This is a genomic window from Phreatobacter sp. (assembly GCF_051860605.1).
In the GTDB taxonomy this organism is placed as follows: Bacteria; Pseudomonadota; Alphaproteobacteria; order Rhizobiales; family Phreatobacteraceae; genus Phreatobacter.
Genome location: NZ_JBHYDR010000001.1, coordinates 356,622 through 374,344 on the forward strand (window position 1 = coordinate 356,622; position 17,723 = coordinate 374,344).

A 17,723-nucleotide genomic window follows, 5' to 3' on the forward strand; every position below is an offset into this window, starting at 1 on the left:
GCCGGGCATGATGGCTCTGGACCCCTCATCGGAGGAGCGCGCCGCAGTCGAGGCGGGCAGGCTGGCGGGGGTCGACGTTTCACGTGAAACAGCCCGCCGGCTCGCGGTCTATGTCAGCCTGCTGCGGCAATGGAACCCGACCAAGAACCTGGTTGCGCCCTCGACGCTGGACGATGTCTGGCGGCGCCATGTGGCTGACAGCCTTCAGGTCCTTGCGGCAGCGCCGTCGGCCACGCGCTGGGCCGATCTCGGCTCCGGGGCCGGCCTGCCCGGACTGGTCATTGCGGCCGCCATCGCCGACCGTCCGGGCGCGATCGTCCACTGTATCGAGAGCCGGCAGGGCAAGGCGGCCTTCCTGCGCGAGGCGGCACGGCGCATGGGTGTTCCGGCGCGCGTCCACGCCGATCGAATCGAGTCCGTGACGAAACGCTGGACCGAACCACTCGATGCCGTGACCGCCCGGGCGCTCGCGCCGCTTGCGGATCTGCTGTCGCTGGCCGCGCCCCTGTTGAAAACCGGCGTCACCGCCATCTTTCTCAAGGGACAAGATGTAGGGTCTGAATTGACGCTGGCCTCTAAATATTGGAGTTTGGACCTCGAACAGAGGCCGAGCGCGACCGATCCCCAGGGCCGCGTCGTTGTCATCCATCGAGCCCTGCCCCACGCGCCCTGACCCGTCGCAACGCTGGATATTGCCATGGCGATGACCCTTCCTTCCGTCACCTCCGGTCCCCGGGTGCTGGCGCTCGCCAACCAGAAGGGCGGCGTCGGCAAGACCACGACGGCGATCAATCTGGGCACGGCCCTGGCGGCCATCGGCGAGAAGGTGCTGATCCTGGACCTCGATCCGCAGGGCAACGCGTCGACGGGTCTTGGCGTGGACCGCCGCTCGCGCCGCCGGTCGACCTACAACGTGCTGGTTGGCGACGCGACGCTCAGCGAGACCATTCAGGAGACGGCGGTTCCGCGCCTCGCGATTGCGCCCTCGACCATGGATCTCTCGGGCGTCGAACTGGAGATCGCCAGTCACCGCGACCGCGCGTTCCGCCTGCGGCGCGCCATCGAAAGCCTCGCCAACGACTATTCCTATGTGCTGATCGACTGCCCGCCCTCGCTGAACCTGCTCACCATCAACGCCATGGCAGCGGCCAACGCGATCCTCGTGCCGCTGCAATGCGAGTTCTTTGCGCTGGAGGGCCTGTCGCAGCTCATCAAGACGGTCGAGCAGGTCAAGATGACGCTGAACCCGCAGCTCACCATCCATGGCATCGTGCTGACCATGTACGACGCCCGAAACAATCTCTCGGCCCAGGTGGTCGAGGATGTGCGCAGCTTCATGGGCGACAAGGTCTACCAGACCATCATCCCCCGGAACGTGCGTGTTTCGGAGGCGCCCGGTTATGGCAAGCCGGTGCTGCTCTATGACCTTAAATGCGTTGGCAGCCAGGCCTATCTCCGGCTGGCTTCGGAGATCATCCAGCGCGAAAAGATGCTCCGGGCGGCTTGATCATGGATTCGATTCGCGACCGGTCCGATTCCGACGCCGAGATTGTTTCGTTGGCGTCTCGAAGGAGAGAACCCATGGTGGAAGAGGTGACCCGCTCCCGTCTGGGACGGGGACTTGCGGCTCTGATCGGTGATGTCGGTGAGGAAACGCAGGCGATCGAGCGCGTCCGCGCCACCCGCCGCGTGCCCATCGAGTTCATCCGCGCCAATCCGCGCAATCCGCGCCGGCTGTTCCGCGACGAGGACCTGCAGGAGCTCGCCGCCTCGGTCAAGGAACGGGGCATCATCCAGCCGCTGGTCGTCCGGTCGGTGGCCGGCACGGCCGATGCCTATGAGATCGTCGCCGGCGAGCGGCGCTGGCGGGCCGCCCAGCAGGCGGGGCTGCACGAGGTTCCGATCCATCTGGTCGAGGTAGGCGATCGCGAGGCGCTGGAACTGGCCATCATCGAGAATGTCCAGCGCAGCGACCTCAATCCGCTGGAAGAGGCGATGGGATACAGCGAGCTGATCGAGCAGTTCGGCTATGCCCAGGCCGATCTGGCCCGCATCATCGGCAAGAGTCGCAGTCATGTCGCCAACATGCTGCGCCTGATGAAGCTGCCGGAGCCCGTGCAGGCCTATCTGCGCGACGGGCAGATCACGGCCGGCCATGCCCGCGCGCTGCTCGCCCATGCCGATCCGGAGCGCGTCGCTTCGGAGATCGTCTCGCAGGGCCTCAACGTGCGCCAGGTCGAGGCACTGGCCCAGGAGCAGGCGGAAGCCGCCGGCAAGGCGCGCCAGAGCCGGCCTCGCGCCGAGAAGGATGCCGACACGAAGGCGCTCGAACAGGCCCTGTCGGATTCCCTGGGCATGGTGGTGAGCATCGACCATCGCGGCGCCGGCGGCGAGGTGCGTATCCGCTACAAGTCGCTGGATCAGCTCGACGAGGTCTGCCGGCGCCTGAAGCGCTGACCGGATCGCCTGCGAGTCCGCGCTAGCGGCGTGGCTGGGCCTGATTGGCGAGCGACAGCAGCAGGCGGGAGGCGATCATTCCGGCCATGCGGGCATTGACGCGGGCCTCGAACGCCGCTTCCGCGGTCCTGTCCATGGCGCGTTCGAGCCGGGCGGGGGTCCAAAGACCGAGCTGACGCTCCACCCGGTCGCGGCGCGGCCCGAAGACGGGCGGCTCGAACCGTTCGGCAGCCTGCCGGCGGGAGGCGCCTTCGGCGACAGCAAGCAGCGCCTTATGGAGCGAGGCGATCTGGCGGCCGAGAATCGTCAGGACCTGCTGGCTCGGCAGGCCCATGGCCGTGCTGCGCATGATCAGGACGTCGAGTTCGGCGGGCTGGCCGCCGAGCGCCGCATCGACCAGGTCGCCCGCGCCCAGATCCAGGCTGTCACCGGCGATGGCCTCGACATCGGCCAGCGTGATCGTGCTGCTACCGTGGCAATAGAGGCAGATCTTGCGGATCTCCGCGCGTGAGGCCGCGCGATCGCCGCCCAAAAGCCCGGCAAGGTGCGCAAGGGCTGCGGGCTCGACGGTGAGGCCGGCGCTGCGTGCCTCCTCGACGATCAGCCTGCGCAGGTCCGCCTCGCCGTCCGGGTAGCAGGCGATCACCGCGGCATGGGGCGAGCGCTCGGCCTCCGTGCGCAACGGCGAGGTCTTCTTCAGGTCTCCGGCCTCGATCAGCACGGTCGAATCGCGTGGCGGATCGGCCAGAAGCGGGGACACGGCCGCGACGAAGGGGCGCTCGCCCGCCCTCACGCGGATCAGGCGGCGGCCGCCGAACATTGGCAGGGTGTGGGCCTCGTCCACGAGCCGCACGGGATCGCGGGAGAGCAGGTCGCCGTCGATCTGCACCACGGCAAAGGGATCGCCGGGATCGGCGACGGCGGCCGCCACCAGCATCCGGCAGCGCTCGGAAACTAGGCCGGCATCGGTGCCATAGATCAGGATAACCGGCCGGTCGGGGCGGGGGGCGGCGAGGAACCGGTCGATATCCGCGCCCTTGAGGACGGTCACGGCCTATCTCGGCCGCGTGGCATACCAGCCGGCCACCTGGGTGACGATCGACTCGGCCAGCTCCTTGGCGGCCCGCTCCTGCGCCTCGACGATGGCGCGGTCGGAGGCGAGACGCTGCGCGGTGCGATCGAACGAGGCCGTGGCGAAGGCCGATCCCCGGTGGATCGGCTCATTGCTGCCGACCGTGGTGATCATGTAGTTGCCGATCAGCGAGACGGACTGCGCCGCGGGCCGGCCGGCTGACGTGTTGAGCACCAGCGGCACGGTGTCGATGGACAGGGCGACCCGCAGCACATGCGTCGGCGACGCCGCGCGGCCGCCACCGCCCTGGGTCAGGAAAATGAGCTCGTTGCGCAGGACGACGCCGGTGCGGCCCGAAATCTCGGGTATCTCGAGGTCGCGCAGCGCCGCCTGGGCACTGCCGCCGCCACGCACCACCTGCGGGTCGCCATAGAGCGGCGTGAAGCATCCGGCGAGCCCGGCCGTTCCGGCAGCGATGGCCGCAAGGCGCAGGAACTGCCGACGGTGGAGCCTATCCGACCACATTGACGATCCTCTGTGGCACGACGATGACCTTGCGCACCGGCCGCCCCTCGAGCGCCTTCTGCACCGCATCAAGCGCCACGGCCGCTGCCTCGATATCCTTTTGGGCTGCCTCGCGCGCGATCGTCAAGTCCGCGCGCTTCTTGCCGTTGACCTGGACGGGCAGGGTGATCGTGTCCTCGACCAGAATGGCCCGGTCGACGCTTGGCCAGGCCTGCTCGGCGACGAGACCGGAATGGCCGAGCGCGGTCCAGCATTCCTCGGCCAGATGCGGCATCATCGGCGCGACGAGCTGGACGAGGATGTCACCAGCCTCCCTCATGGCGTCACAGGTGGCGGCGGCGAGCCCTTCGCCGCGCTCGTCGAGGGCTTTCGTCAGGGCGTTGGCGAGCGTGTAGATATGGGCCACGCAGCGGTTGAAGCCGAGACGCTCGATATCGGTCTCGACCCGGTCGAGAGCGACATGGGCCGCGCGCCGGATCGCCATGGCCGCATCCGGATTCGGGGTGGCGGCCGCGGACGGTTCCAGCGCCGCGATCGTCCCGACGATCCGCCAGAGACGCTGGACGAAGCGGCTGGCGCCCTCGACGCCGGCCTCGGTCCAGATGACGTCGCGCTCGGGCGGGGAATCCGACAGCATGAACCAGCGGGCGGTGTCGGCGCCGTAGGTGTCGATGATGTCGTCGGGGTCGACGACGTTTTTCTTCGACTTCGACATCTTCTCGATGGAGCCGATCTCGACGGGCGCGTTCGAGCCCCTGAGCGTCGCGCGGCGCTGGTCGCCTTCGCCGGTGATCGTCACCTCGGCGGGCGTCACATAGGCCCCATCCGGGCCGCGATAGGTCTCGTGGACCACCATGCCCTGCGTGAACAGGCCGCGGAACGGCTCCTCGACCAAACCATGGCCCGTCGCCTTCATGGCGCGCGCGAAAAAGCGCGAATAGAGCAGGTGCAGGATCGCGTGCTCGATGCCGCCGATATACTGGTCGACCGGCAGCCAGGCATCGGCCACGACCGGATCGGTCGGCGTGTTCGTCCGCCAGGGATCGGTGAAGCGCGCGAAGTACCAGGACGAATCCACGAAGGTGTCCATGGTGTCGGTTTCGCGCTGAGCCGGTCCGCCACAGGACGGGCAGGCCACATGCTTCCAGCTCGGGTGGCGATCGAGCGGATTGCCGGGCCGGGAGAAATCGGCATCGTCCGGCAGCACGACGGGCAGCTGGTCGTCCGGAAGGGGCACGGCACCGCAGGCCTTGCAGTGGACAACCGGGATCGGGCAGCCCCAGTAGCGCTGGCGCGAGATCAGCCAGTCGCGCAGGCGGAAATTGACCTTGCGCGTGGCGACGGGGGCGTTGCCGAGCGCGGTCGTCTCCAGGCGCCTCGCGACCTCCTCGAAGGCAGCCCCGGTGGTCATGCCGTTGAGGAAGCGCGAGTTGATCATCACGCCGTCGCCGTCATAGGCGGTATCGGTCACGGCGAAGTCGTCGCCGGCATCGGAGGGCTTCACCACGGTGGCAAAGGGCAGGCCATAGGCATTGGCGAACTCGATGTCGCGCTGGTCGCCGGACGGGCAGCCGAAGATGGCGCCGGTGCCGTAGTCCATCAGCACGAAGTTGGCGACATAGACCGGCACCTCCCAGGCGGGATCGAAGGGGTGGATCGCCCTGATGCCGGTGTCGAAGCCGAGCTTCTCGGCGGTCTCCAGCGTCGCCACCGACGTGCCCATGCGCCGGCACTCGTCGGAGAAGGCGGCAAGCGCCGGATTGGTCGCGGCCGCCGCCCTCGCCAGCGGATGATCGGGCGCGATCGCCATGAAGGATGCGCCGAACAGCGTGTCCGGACGGGTGGTATAGACCTCGAGCTCGGACAGGCCGGCCGGCGCCGTCCCGTCCTTCAGGGCCCAGCGGATCATCAGGCCTTCGGACCGGCCGATCCAGTTGCGCTGCATGAGGCGCACCTTGTCGGGCCAGCGGTCCAGCCCGTCCAGGGCCGAGAGCAGGTCCTGCGAGAAGTCGGTGATCTTGAGGAACCACTGGGTCAGGTCGCGCTGCTCGACCAGAGCGCCGGAGCGCCAGCCGCGGCCATCGATGACCTGCTCGTTGGCCAGAACGGTCTGGTCGACCGGGTCCCAGTTCACCTTGGCCGAGCGCCGCTCGACCAGGCCGGCGCGCATGAAATCGGCAAAGAGCTTCTGCTGGTGTCGGTAGTAGGAGGGATCGCAGGTGGCCAGTTCCCGCGACCAGTCGAGCGACAGGCCCATGCTCTTCAGCTGCGCCTTCATCGTCGCGATATTGGCATAGGTCCATTCCTTGGGATGGACCTTAGAAGCCATGGCGGCATTCTCCGCCGGCAAGCCGAAGGCGTCCCAGCCCATCGGATGGAGCACGTTGAAGCCACGGGCGCGCTTGTAGCGCGCCACCACGTCGCCCATCGTATAGTTGCGCACATGGCCCATGTGGATGCGCCCCGATGGATAGGGGAACATCTCGAGCACGTAATATTTCGGCCGCGGATCAGTGTTCTTCGTCTCGAAGATGGCCTTCTCGTCCCAGACCGCGCGCCATTTCGGCTCGGCAGTGCGGGCATTGTAGCGTTCGGTCGACATGATGGGCGGTTCGGCGGTCCGGGAGAGCTGAAAAGCGAGCGCGGACAACACACGAAAGAGCCCGTCGGGTCAAGGATTTGGGAGTATTGGCGCCGGTGCGCGGGGAGGTCCCGTCCCATGGCGGTCCGGCAGGACCGCGATAGACCTTGCAGGCATCGTGCGAGGGTGCTGGACTGACCGACGGGAGAGATGCCGTGGACTGGTCGGCCAGGCAGTATGTGAAATTCGAGGACGAGCGGACGCGACCGGCGCGCGACCTGCTCGCGGGCGTGCCCACGCGCGAGCCGCGGCGCGTCGTCGATCTGGGCTGCGGGCCGGGCAACACGACGGAACTGCTGCTGGCGACATTCCCGAACGCCGAGATCATCGGGCTGGATTCCTCGCCCGACATGATCACCAACGCGCGGGCGCGCCTGCGCAGCATCAGTTTCGAGGTTGCCGATCTGACCACCTGGCGGCCGGACCCCGCCGCGCCCGTCGACATCATCTATTCCAACGCCGTGTTCCAGTGGATCGCCGGCCATGATGCGATCCTGCCGCGGCTCGTCGGCCTGTTGCCGGAAGGGGGCAGCCTCGCCATCCAGATGCCCGACAACCTGGAGGAGCCCAGCCACCGGGCCATGCGCGAGGTGGCCCGTTCCGGACGCTGGGCCACCCGCCTGGCGGCAGCCGAGCGCGCGCGCACGCCGATCGGCTCCCCGGCAGACTATTACGCGCTGCTCAAGCCCCACGCGGCGCGGGTCGATGTCTGGCGCACCACCTACAACCACCCGCTCGACGGTGTCGGCGGCATTGTGGAGTGGTTCAAGGGCTCGGGCCTCCGGCCGTTCCTGAACCTGCTCGAACCGTCCGAGCAGGACGACTATCTTGCGGCCTACCGCGCGGCTATCGCCCCGCATTATCCACCGGCGCCGGACGGCAAGGTCCTCCTCGCCTTTCCCCGCCTGTTCATCGTCGCCACGCGCTAGGCTGGCGCTCCCGACAAGACCAAGCATCGAGGAAGCATCCATGAATCAAATCGATTTGAAGGGCCGCACCGCCATCATCACCGGCGGAGCGCGCGGCATCGGCTATGCGGCCGCCGAACGCATGCTGGCATCGGGCGCAAAGGTCGCGCTGTGGGACGTGGACGGGGCGAAACTCGCCACGGCGGCCGAGGCGCTCGGCCAGGGCGGCACCGTGTCGACCCACGTCTTGGAGCTCACCGACGAGGCCTCCGTACAGGCGGCGACCGATGCCACCGTCGCGGCCCATGGCGGCATCGACATCCTGGTCAACAATGCCGGCATCACCGGCGGCAACGGCAAGACCTGGGAACTGGCCCCCGACATCTGGCGGCGCGTCGTCGAGGTGAACCTCGTCGGACCCTATCTGACGTCGCGGGCCGTGGTGCCGGTCATGCTGAAGAGTGGCTACGGACGGATCGTCAACATCTCGTCGATCGCCGGCAAGGAGGGCAATCCCAACGCCTCCCATTACTCGGCGTCCAAGGCCGGGCTGATCGGGCTTACCAAGTCCTTGGCCAAGGAGCTCGCCACCTCCAATATCCTGGTGAACTGCATCACCCCGGCAGCGGCGAAAACCGAGATCTTCGACCAGATGAAGCAGGAACACATCGACTTCATGCTGTCCAAGATCCCGATGGCCCGGTTCCTCCAGGTCGAGGAGGCGGCCGCTCTGATCGCCTGGCTGGCCTCGGAGGACTGCGCGTTCTCCACCGGCGCGGTGTTCGACATTTCTGGCGGGCGCGCGGTCTATTGAGCCCGCCGGAAGGCGGGGGTCCGGGCAGGGCCTTGCCCTGCCGGCTTGTGCAGTGCACCATCACGACGACGTCATGACGGAGCCTTCCCTGACCGATCCGGGTCTCACCATCGCCATTGTGGACGAGAGCCGCTCGCGTGCGGCGATCATCGAGGACGGCCTGCGCGAGGCCGGCTACAGCCGCATCGTCCATATCGGCGAGATGACCAACCTGCTGGCCAGGCTCTATGCGGCCGATCCGGACGTGGTGGTCATCGACCTGGAGAACCCGTCCCGCGACGTGCTGGAGCAGCTCTTCCAGGTCTCCCGGCTGGTCAAGCGGCCGGTTGCCATGTTCGTCGACCAGTCGGACACCGGCATGATCAACAAAGCGATCGATGCGGGCGTCTCAGCCTATGTCGTGGACGGGCTGAAGAAGGAGCGGGTCAAGTCGATCCTCGACATGTGCATTGCCCGCTACGGGGCCTTTGCGCGCCTGCGCGAGGAGCTCGACGAGGCCAAGTCGGCGCTCGAGGAGCGCAAGGTGGTCGAGCGAGCCAAGGGCCTTCTGATGAAGCACAAGCACATATCGGAGGAGGAGGCCTATGCCCTCCTCCGCCGCCGGGCCATGAACGAGAAGAAGAAGATCGGGGAAATCGCCCAGGCCGTCATCACCGGGCTGGAGATGCTGGGATGAAACGCGTCACCGTCGGGTTCATCCCGCTCACCGATGCCGCCCCGATCATCGCGGCGCGCGCCTGCGGCTTTGCGGCGGAAGCCGGCCTCGACCTCGACCTCGTGCGCGAGGTGTCCTGGGCCAATATCCGCGACAAGCTGTCGGTCGGCCTGTTCGATGCCGCGCACATGCTGGCGCCGCTGGCGCTCGCCGGTTCGCTCGGCATTGGCCATGTGCGCGTGCCGATCGCGGCGCCGCTCACGCTGGCGCTCAACGGCAATGCCATCACGCTGTCGACCGCCTTCCTCGACGAGGTCGGCGAGGTGCCGGACGATCCGGTTGCGGCGCTGGGACCGATCGCCGCGGCCATCCGCCGCCGCCGCGAGGCGGGCCTGAGCCCGCCGGCCTTCGCCATGACCTTCCCCTATTCCACCCACAACTACCTCCTGCGCGCCTGGTTCGCCGCCGGCGGCCTCGATCCGGCCGAGGATGTCCAGCTGGTGGTGATCCCGCCGCCCCTGATGGTCCAGTCGCTGGAGAAGGGGCTAATCGACGGCTTCTGCGTCGGTTCGCCATGGAACTCGCTGGCGGTCGACCGCGGCATCGGCCGCATCGTCGCCCCCAGTTCGGCCTTGTTCGGGGCCATGCCGGAAAAGGTGCTGGCCATCGGCAATGCCCTGGCGGCGAGCGATCCCGACGCGCGCGACGCGCTGGTGGCGGCGGTGGCGCGCGGCGCCGCCTGGTGTGCGGAGCCGGCCAATGCCGGGGCGCTGGCCGCCATCCTTGCCGCGCCGGAGCATCTCGACGTGCCGGCCGATGTGGTGCTGCGCACGATCGAGGGCCGGCTGGTGCTGACGCCGGGCGGTCCTCAGCGCGAGGTCCCCGATTTCATCCGCTTCGACTTGGCCGGGGCGGTCAGGCCGAGCGTCGGCCGGATGCTCTGGCTCTATGCGCAGATGGTGCGCTGGGGGCAGGTACGGTTCGCCCAGGACGATCTCGCCCGCGTCCGCGCCTTTGTCGATGCCGATGCCGGGCTGTTCGACCGGGTGACCGGCAGCGGGGGGGCCGAACCGGCGGGCGACCCGGTGGCGAGCCGCCTGGATCCGTCCTTCGATCCGGACGCCATCGCGGCCTATCTGGCCGGCTTCGACGGTCGTGGACTGCTGCGCAGCCCGGCATGACCGGAATGTGCGCTGCACAATGAAGCGGCAGCCGGTCGGGCGACTGGCGCCGATTCAACCGCTCCCGCCTTCGCCGCAGGCTGCCTGCCGAATAGACACTCTGTTGTAATTGCGAACGATTCCAGCCTCGTCGCGATCTGGCACGACCCTTGTATGGGATATTGTGCCGGCACGGTGTCCCCATGCCGTCCGGCGCGGCCCAGTGCAGGGCCATCAGCAACGCCGCTGACAGACGTTCGGCAGGATCGCGCTCCCCGGAGTGCCGTCCGTATCGAACCGACGTCGGCGGTTTTTTTATGCCCGGAACCAGCCGGGCGACATGGACAAGACCGGACGCGGAACCGCGCCGAGCCCGAGGACCGACGTCAACCCGCGCCATTGGCCGCAACCGGGACCGATGAGAATGACCAAGACCTTCCAGGAACAGTCCCCGATCGCCGCCCGGACACCGGCCCGGCAGCCCGACCGTCGCGCTTTTCTGAAGCAGACGGCGGCGACCGCCGCCCTGTTCGCCGCGGCAAAGGCGGCCCTTCCCGCCGGTGCCTTCGCCCAAGGGGCGGGCCCTGAGGTGAAGGGCACCAAGCTCGGCTACATCGCGCTGACCGATGCCGCGCCGCTGATCATCGCCAAGGAGAAGGGCTTCTACGCCCGGCACGGCGTGCCCGACATGGACATTGCCAAGCAGGCCTCGTGGGGCGCGACGCGCGACAACATGGCGCTCGGCACGAAGGCCAACGGCATCGATGGCGGCCACATCCTGAGGCCGAAGACGCATCTCTATACTACCGGCAAGGTGATGCAGAACGGCCAGCCCCTGCCGATGTACACGCTCCTCAACCTCAACGAGGACGGCCAGGCGATTTCGGTCTCGAATGAATATCGCGACCTTGCCATCAGCAAGGACGCATCGCCGCTGAAGGCCGCCTTCGAGCGCAAGAGGTCGCAGGGCAAGGACCTGACCGCCGCCATGACCTTCCCGGGCGGCACCCACGACCTTTGGATCCGCTACTGGCTGGCCGCAGGCGGCATCGATCCCGACAGCGACATCAAGGTGATCGTCGTTCCGCCGCCGCAGATGGTGGCGAACATGAAGGTCGGGACGATGGACTGCTTCTGCGTCGGCGAGCCGTGGAACGAGCAGCTGGTCAACCAGAACATCGGCTACACCGCCGTCACCACCGGAGAGGTCTGGTTCAAGCACCCGGAAAAGATCCTCGGCATGCGTGCCGACTGGGTGGACGCCAACCCGAAGGCGACCCAGGCCATCCTGATGGCCGTGATGGAAGCCCAGCAATGGTGCGAGAAGCTGGAGAACAAGGACGAGCTGGCGCAGATCGTCGGCCGGCGCCAGTGGTTCAACGTCCCGGTCAACGACATCAACGGCCGCCTGAAGGGCAATATCAATTACGGGCTCGGCCGCAGGGTGTCGGACTCGCCCTTGCGGATGAAGTTCTGGGGCGAGGGCGGTTCGGTCTCCTATCCCTGGAAAAGCCTCGACACCTGGTTCGTCGCCGAGAACATCCGCTGGGGCAAGTTCGAGCCGACCACCGACATCAAGGCGCTGGTCGACCGGACCAACCGATCGGACCTGTGGCTGGCCGCCGCCAGGACGCTCGGCATCGCGGGCGTGCCGACGTCGGATTCGCGCGGCGTCGAGACCTTCTTCGACGGTGTGACCTTCGATCCGGCCGATCCCGGCAAGTACCTCAGCCAGCTGAAGATCAAGCGCGCCGGCGCCTGACGCCGTGACCGCTGCCCGGTCCGGCCGGGCAGCGCCCACCCTTTCCGCCAGAGAGAGAGCCCATGTCCCGTCCCGCATTGAGAGCCGTGGAGACCACGATGCCGCCCGAGCCCGTCCCGGCGACGACGGCCGAGGTCGTCACGCTCGCCCTGCCGCCGAAACAGACAGCTGCAGACTGGCTGCTCCCCAGGCTGGCGAGCGTGGCGACCAATGTCGTCCCGCCGCTGATCATGCTGGCGCTGCTGCTCCTCGTCTGGGAGATCCTGTGCTCCGGCCAGGGCGCGACCCTGCCGCCGCCGTCGCAGGTCTGGAGGGACGCCAACGACCTGATCCTCGATCCCTTCTTCGTGGCCGGCAGCCAGGATATCGGGCTCGGCTGGCGGGTGCTGACCTCGCTGCAGCGGGTGGCCATCGGCTTCGGCCTCGCGGCGATCGTCGGGATTGCGGTCGGCGCGCTGGTGGGCCAGTCGACATGGGCCATGCGCGGGCTCGATCCGATCTTCCAGGTGCTGCGCACGGTGCCGCCCCTGGCCTGGCTGCCGATCTCGCTCGCCGCCTTCCGGGACGCCAATCCGAGCGCGATCTTCGTCATCTTCATCACGGCGATCTGGCCGATCCTGATCAACACCTCGGTCGGCATCCGCAACATCCCGCAGGACTATCGCAACGTCTCGGCCGTGCTGCGGCTGAACCAGTTCGAGTTCTTCTGGAAGATCATGCTGCCCTCGGCCGCGCCCTACATCTTCACGGGGTTGAGGATCGGCGTCGGCCTCGCCTGGCTCGCCATCGTGGCGGCCGAGATGCTGACCGGCGGGGTCGGCATCGGCTTCTTCATCTGGGACGCGTGGAACTCGTCCAAGCTGTCCGACATCATCATCGCCCTCGTCTATATCGGCATTGTCGGCTTCGTTCTCGACCGGCTGATCGCGGGGCTTGCCACCATCGTCACCCGCGGCACGGCCGCGAACTGAGGAGGACCCGATGAAACACGTCCCCTATCTCCTCGTTCAGGGGGTCGAGAAGACCTTTGCCCGCGGCGGGGTCTCCAACCATGTGCTCGCCAACATCAATGTCGCCATCGAGAAGGGCGAATATGTCTCGATCATCGGCCATTCAGGCTGCGGCAAGTCCACGCTGCTCAACATCATCGCCGGCCTGACGCCGGCAACCTCAGGCGCCGTGCTGCTGGAGAACAGGGAGGTCAATGCGCCGGGTCCCGACCGCGCCGTGGTGTTCCAGAACCATTCGCTGCTGCCCTGGCTGACCGTCTACGACAATGTCCGCATGGCGGTGGACAAGGTGTTCGGGCGCGCCAGGTCCAAGGCCGAGCGTCACGAATGGACCCTGCACAAGCTGGAGCTGGTCCACATGGCCCATGCCAGGGACCGCCGGCCGGGCGAGATTTCCGGCGGCATGAAGCAGCGCGTCGGCATTGCACGCGCGCTGGCCATGGAGCCGAAGATCCTGCTGCTCGACGAGCCCTTCGGCGCGCTCGACGCGCTGACGCGGGCGCATCTGCAGGATTCGGTCATGCAGATCCACGCGACGCTGAAGAACACCATGATCATGATCACCCATGACGTGGACGAGGCGGTGCTGCTGTCCGACCGGATCATCATGATGACCAACGGCCCCTCGGCGACCATCGGCGAGGTGCTGGAGGTGACGCTGCCGCGCCCGCGCAAACGGCTCGAACTGGTCTCCAACACGACCTACATCAAGGCGCGGGAGGCGGTGCTCAAGTTCCTCTACGAGCGCCACGCCTTCGTCGAGGCGGCCTGAGCCCGGACCACGCCCATGTCCGAACCCCTGGTCGTCATCGGCAACGGCATGGCCGCCGCGCGATTCGTCGAACGGCTCGGCTGCGAGGCGCTCGGCCGCTACGCGGTGATGGTGGTCGGCGCCGAGCCCGGCCTTGCCTATAACCGCGTGCTGCTGTCGGCCGTGCTCGCCGGCGAGGTCGCCCGCGAGGAGATCGAGCTGAAGCCGAAAGGCTGGTGGCAGCGGCAGGGCGTGACGCTGGTCTGTGGCCGCAGGGCGGTCGCCATCGACCGCGATGCCCGCACCGTGACGCTCGAAGGCGGCATCCGGGTGCCCTATGCCAAGCTGGTGCTGGCCACCGGCTCGCATCCGATCCGCCTGCCGAAGGCCGGCATGGACCTGCCGGGTGTCGTCACCTTCCGCGACCAGGCCGATGTTTCGGCCATGCTAGAGGCCGCAAGCCCCGCCAGCCGCGCCGTAGTCATCGGCGGCGGCCTTCTTGGTATCGAGGCGGCCTATGGTCTGGCGCTTGCCGGCACGCGCGTCACGCTCGTCCACCTGATGGACCGGCTGATGGAGCGCCAGCTCGATCCGGAGGCAGCCGCGATGCTGAAGGCGGCGCTGGAGGCGCGCGGCATCACCGTGCTGCTGGAGGCCGATACGGCTGCGGTGGAGGGCGACGGCTGCGTCGAGCAGCTGCGCCTGACGGACGGCCGCATCCTGCCCGCCGACATCGTCGTCTCGGCCGTGGGCATCCGCCCCAATACGGACCTCGCCCGTGCCTGCGGTCTCGCCATCGGCCGCGGGATCATCGTCGACGACCAGCTGACCACCTCGGACCCCGCCATCCACGCCCTCGGCGAATGCGCCGAGCACCGGGCCACCTGCTACGGACTGGTCGAGCCGGCCTACGAACAGGCCGGCATCCTCGCCCGTCATCTTGCCGGCCGGCCGGCCGCCTATCCGGGCACGGTGCTGGCCACCAACCTGAAGGTCTCCGGCGTGCCGGTCTTCTCCGCCGGCGATTTCCTCGGCGGACCGGGCACGGAGACCATCGCCTGGCGCGACCCGGGGCTTGGCACCTATCGCAGGCTGGTCATCCGCGACGACACCCTCGCCGGTGCCGTGCTGTTCGGCGAGACCGGCGATGCGCTCTGGTATCTCGACATGATCCGCCGCGGCACGCGGATCGACCGCATGCGCGACGACCTCGTCTTCGGACGGGCGCTGGCGGAAGCAGCCTGACATGAGCTTGCATCCGTCCCTGCCCGAGCCGGTGGCCACCGCCTGCCCCTATTGCGGGGTGGGCTGCGGGGTGCTTGCGAGCGCTGCGCCGGGCGGACGGGCGACAATTGCCGGCGATCCGGCGCATCCGGCCAATTTCGGCCGGCTCTGCGTCAAGGGGTCGGCGCTGGGCGAGACCGTGTCGCTGGAAGGCCGGCTGCTGCATCCGATGATGCGCACCCGCTCCGGCAGTCTCGAACAGGTGTCCTGGGAAGTGGCACTCGACGCGGTGGCCGAAGGTTTCGCCCGCATCGCCCGCGACCATGGGCCGGACGCAACCGCCTTCTACCTCTCCGGCCAGTTGCTGACCGAGGACTATTATGCCGCCAACAAGCTGATGAAGGGCTTTGTCGGCACCGCCAATGTCGACACCAATTCGCGGCTGTGCATGGCCTCGTCCGTGGCCGGCCACCGGCGCGGCTTCGGCTCAGACACGGTGCCGGGCACCTACGAGGACCTGGATCGCGCCGACCTCATGGTGCTGGTCGGATCCAATGCCGCCTGGTGCCATCCGATCCTCTGGCAGCGCATGGTCGCCAACAAGGCCGCGCGGGGCGCCCGCATCATCGTCATCGATCCGCGCCGGACGGCCAGCGCGGCGGATGCCGATCTTGTGCTCCAGATAGCGCCCGGAATGGACACCGTGCTGTTCTCGGCCCTGCTGGCGCATCTGGCCGGGAGCGGAGCGGTCGACACCGCCTTCATCGGCGCCCACACGACCGGGTTTGCCGAAGCGCTGGCCCGGGCCGGCGAGATCGCGCCGACGCTTGAGGCGGTCGCCCGGCAGACCGGGCTGTGCGAAGCCGATATCGCCCGCTTTCTCGACTGGTTCCGCACCACCGAAAAAGTGGTCACGCTTTATAGCCAGGGCGTCAACCAGTCGGCGCAGGGCACGGACAAGGTCTCGGCCATCCTGAACTGCCACCTCGCCACCGGCCGCATCGGCCGGGAGGGAATGGGTCCCTTCTCGCTGACCGGTCAGCCGAACGCCATGGGTGGGCGCGAGGTCGGCGGGCTTGCCACTATGCTGGCCGCCCATATGGGCTTCTCGGAGCCGGAGGTGGACCGGGTGCGCCGGTTCTGGAACGCCCCGCGGATGGCGACGCGCGAAGGCCTGAAGGCCGTGCAGATGTTCGACGCGGTGGCGCGCGGCGACATCCGGGCGCTCTGGGTGATGGCGACCAATCCCGCGGCGAGCTTGCCGCGCGCCGATGCGGTGCGGGAGGCGCTCGGCCGGCTCGACCTGCTGGTGGTCTCGGAGAACGTGCTCTCCAACGACACGGTCAGTTCCGGCGCCCATATCCTGCTGCCGGCCGCGGCCTGGGGCGAGAAGGACGGCACAGTGACCAATTCGGAGCGGCGGATCACGCGCCAGCGGCCGTTTCTGCCGCTGCCCGGCGAGGCGCGGCCGGACTGGTGGATCGTTGCGGAGGTGGCGGGGCGGCTCGGTTTCGGCGAGGCCTTCGGCTGGCCCGATGCCGCGAGCGTGTTCCGCGAACATGCCGCGCTGTCCGGCTTTGAGAATGGCGGCACGCGGGACTTCGATCTGGGCGGGTTCGCCGATCTCTCCGATGCCGGCTACGAGGCGCTGAAACCGGTGCAATGGCCCGTGCGCCGCGCGGGCGACACCGCCGACAAGCGCTTCTTCGCGGCAGGAGGCTTCTTCACGCCGGACAGCCGGGCGCGGTTCGTCGCGGTGGAGCCACCGGTCCTGAAGGCCGGGGCGTGCCCGGCCCGTCCGTTCCTGCTCAATACCGGACGGGTGCGCGACCAGTGGCACACCATGACCCGCACCGGCCGGGCGCCGACGCTTGGCCGCCACATCGTCGAACCCTTCGTGGAAATCCATCCCGGGGATGCGCTGGACGCCGGCCTTGCCGACGGCGACATCGCCCGCGTGACCTCGGACCATGGCGAGGCGCTGCTGCGCGTCGCCGTGTCGGACGGCCAGAGGCGCGGCATGCTGTTCGCGCCCATTCACTGGACCGGAGAGACAGCGGCGCGGGCGCGTGTCGGCGCGCTGGTCCAGCCTTTCACCGATCCCTTTTCCGGCCAGCCCGAGCTCAAGGCAACGCCTGCGGCGATAACGAAGGTTCCGGTGGCGATGGAGGGCTTCGTGCTGTCGCGCGGGCCGGTGGCGCTGCCGGACGGGCTCGTCTGGGCGCGCGCGGCGGTGGAGGGCGGCATCGGCACGGTGATCGCCGCGCCTGTTCCCGTGGACGGGCCGGCGCTCGCCCGCAGCCTTGCCGGCGAGGCGGGCACGCTGACCGAGATGAGCGATACCGCCCGCGGGATCTACCGCGCGGCCGTGTTCAGCGAGGGCCGTCTCGATGCCGTGCTGTTCCTCGCCACCGGCGGACGCCCGTCCTGGGCCTGGCTGGAGGTGCAGTTCGGTGCCGCCGAACTCACCCCGCTGGCGCGCAGGACCCTGCTCGCCGGACGTGGCGTCGACGGCAGCGCCGATCCCGGCCCGACCATCTGCGCCTGTTTCGCGGTCGGCCTCACCGCGATCCGCAAGTCCATCGCGGAAGGGGCCGGCGATGTCGAGGCGATCGGCCTGGCGCTGAAGGCGGGGACCAATTGCGGCTCGTGCCGCCCGGAAATCCGCCGGCTGATCGAAACGGAGCGTCGGCCGGTTCCGGCATGAGGCTCACCCGCCCGGCGGGCAAGACAGGCGCCCCGCC

At 68.4% G+C, this 17,723-nt stretch carries 15 protein-coding genes; 12 read left to right on the plus strand and 3 right to left on the minus strand.

What is annotated here, in order from left to right:
* Positions 1-7 precede the first annotated feature (7 nt).
* From rsmG to ACTIFS_RS01670, 3 genes are all read left to right on the plus strand, one after another.
* Positions 8-673 carry a 16S rRNA (guanine(527)-N(7))-methyltransferase RsmG gene (rsmG, locus tag ACTIFS_RS01660; protein WP_439572289.1) on the plus strand — a complete coding sequence of 222 codons (666 nt, stop codon included), beginning with the start codon at positions 8-10 and terminating at the stop codon, positions 671-673.
* Between the two features lie 24 nt (positions 674-697).
* On the plus strand, positions 698-1,507 hold the full coding sequence (locus ACTIFS_RS01665) for a ParA family protein (RefSeq protein ID WP_439572290.1): 810 nt from the start codon (positions 698-700) through the stop codon (positions 1,505-1,507).
* Positions 1,508-1,581: 74 nt separating this feature from the next.
* Positions 1,582-2,457, plus strand: coding sequence for a ParB/RepB/Spo0J family partition protein (locus tag ACTIFS_RS01670; protein ID WP_439572291.1), 876 nt, complete (start codon positions 1,582-1,584; stop codon positions 2,455-2,457).
* A gap of 22 nt (positions 2,458-2,479) precedes the next feature.
* Here ACTIFS_RS01670 and holA read toward each other — a convergent pair whose 3' ends face one another.
* Genes holA through leuS form a run of 3 tightly spaced genes read right to left on the minus strand, consistent with a single transcriptional unit; the run spans position 2,480 to position 6,656 of the window.
* Positions 2,480-3,508 (minus strand): DNA polymerase III subunit delta, encoded by a 1,029-nt coding sequence (holA, locus tag ACTIFS_RS01675; protein WP_439572292.1) that lies wholly within the window; start codon positions 3,506-3,508, stop codon positions 2,480-2,482.
* Positions 3,509-3,511: 3 nt separating this feature from the next.
* A complete protein-coding gene (lptE, locus tag ACTIFS_RS01680) occupies positions 3,512-4,054 on the minus strand; it encodes an LPS assembly lipoprotein LptE (protein ID WP_439572293.1) in 543 nt (180 codons plus the stop codon).
* Complete coding sequence (gene leuS, locus ACTIFS_RS01685) at positions 4,041-6,656, minus strand: leucine--tRNA ligase (RefSeq protein WP_439572294.1); 2,616 nt, start codon at positions 6,654-6,656, stop codon at positions 4,041-4,043. Before leuS ends, lptE begins: the two co-directional genes overlap by 14 nt.
* A 194-nt stretch (positions 6,657-6,850) precedes the next feature.
* Here leuS and tam point away from each other — a divergent pair, with 194 nt between their 5' ends.
* The 9 genes from tam (at position 6,851) to ACTIFS_RS01730 (ending at position 17,686) form a co-directional block, all read left to right on the plus strand.
* Positions 6,851-7,624, plus strand: a complete 774-nt coding sequence (gene tam / locus ACTIFS_RS01690) for a trans-aconitate 2-methyltransferase (protein WP_439572295.1) — start codon at positions 6,851-6,853, stop codon at positions 7,622-7,624.
* A 40-nt stretch (positions 7,625-7,664) separates the two neighbouring features.
* Positions 7,665-8,417: an SDR family NAD(P)-dependent oxidoreductase gene (locus tag ACTIFS_RS01695; protein WP_439572296.1), complete on the plus strand. Its 753-nt coding sequence runs from the start codon at positions 7,665-7,667 to the stop codon at positions 8,415-8,417.
* A 73-nt stretch (positions 8,418-8,490) separates the two neighbouring features.
* Positions 8,491-9,093 (plus strand): ANTAR domain-containing response regulator, encoded by a 603-nt coding sequence (locus tag ACTIFS_RS01700; protein WP_439572297.1) that lies wholly within the window; start codon positions 8,491-8,493, stop codon positions 9,091-9,093.
* On the plus strand, positions 9,090-10,253 hold the full coding sequence (locus ACTIFS_RS01705) for a CmpA/NrtA family ABC transporter substrate-binding protein (RefSeq protein WP_439572298.1): 1,164 nt from the start codon (positions 9,090-9,092) through the stop codon (positions 10,251-10,253). The genes ACTIFS_RS01700 and ACTIFS_RS01705 overlap by 4 nt, the downstream gene beginning before the upstream one ends.
* A gap of 403 nt (positions 10,254-10,656) precedes the next feature.
* The gene (locus ACTIFS_RS01710) at positions 10,657-11,994 is read left to right on the plus strand and encodes a CmpA/NrtA family ABC transporter substrate-binding protein (RefSeq protein WP_439572299.1); all 1,338 of its coding nucleotides are present in this window, start codon (positions 10,657-10,659) and stop codon (positions 11,992-11,994) included.
* Between the two features lie 62 nt (positions 11,995-12,056).
* On the plus strand, positions 12,057-12,965 hold the full coding sequence (ntrB, locus tag ACTIFS_RS01715) for a nitrate ABC transporter permease (protein ID WP_439572300.1): 909 nt from the start codon (positions 12,057-12,059) through the stop codon (positions 12,963-12,965).
* Positions 12,966-12,975: 10 nt separating this feature from the next.
* Positions 12,976-13,776: an ABC transporter ATP-binding protein gene (locus tag ACTIFS_RS01720; protein WP_439572301.1), complete on the plus strand. Its 801-nt coding sequence runs from the start codon at positions 12,976-12,978 to the stop codon at positions 13,774-13,776.
* Between the two features lie 15 nt (positions 13,777-13,791).
* Positions 13,792-15,000: an NAD(P)/FAD-dependent oxidoreductase gene (locus tag ACTIFS_RS01725; protein ID WP_439572302.1), complete on the plus strand. Its 1,209-nt coding sequence runs from the start codon at positions 13,792-13,794 to the stop codon at positions 14,998-15,000.
* Position 15,001: 1 nt separating this feature from the next.
* Entirely contained in the window at positions 15,002-17,686 is a 2,685-nt protein-coding gene (locus tag ACTIFS_RS01730; RefSeq protein ID WP_439572303.1) for a nitrate reductase, read from the plus strand.
* Positions 17,687-17,723: the final 37 nt, after the last annotated feature.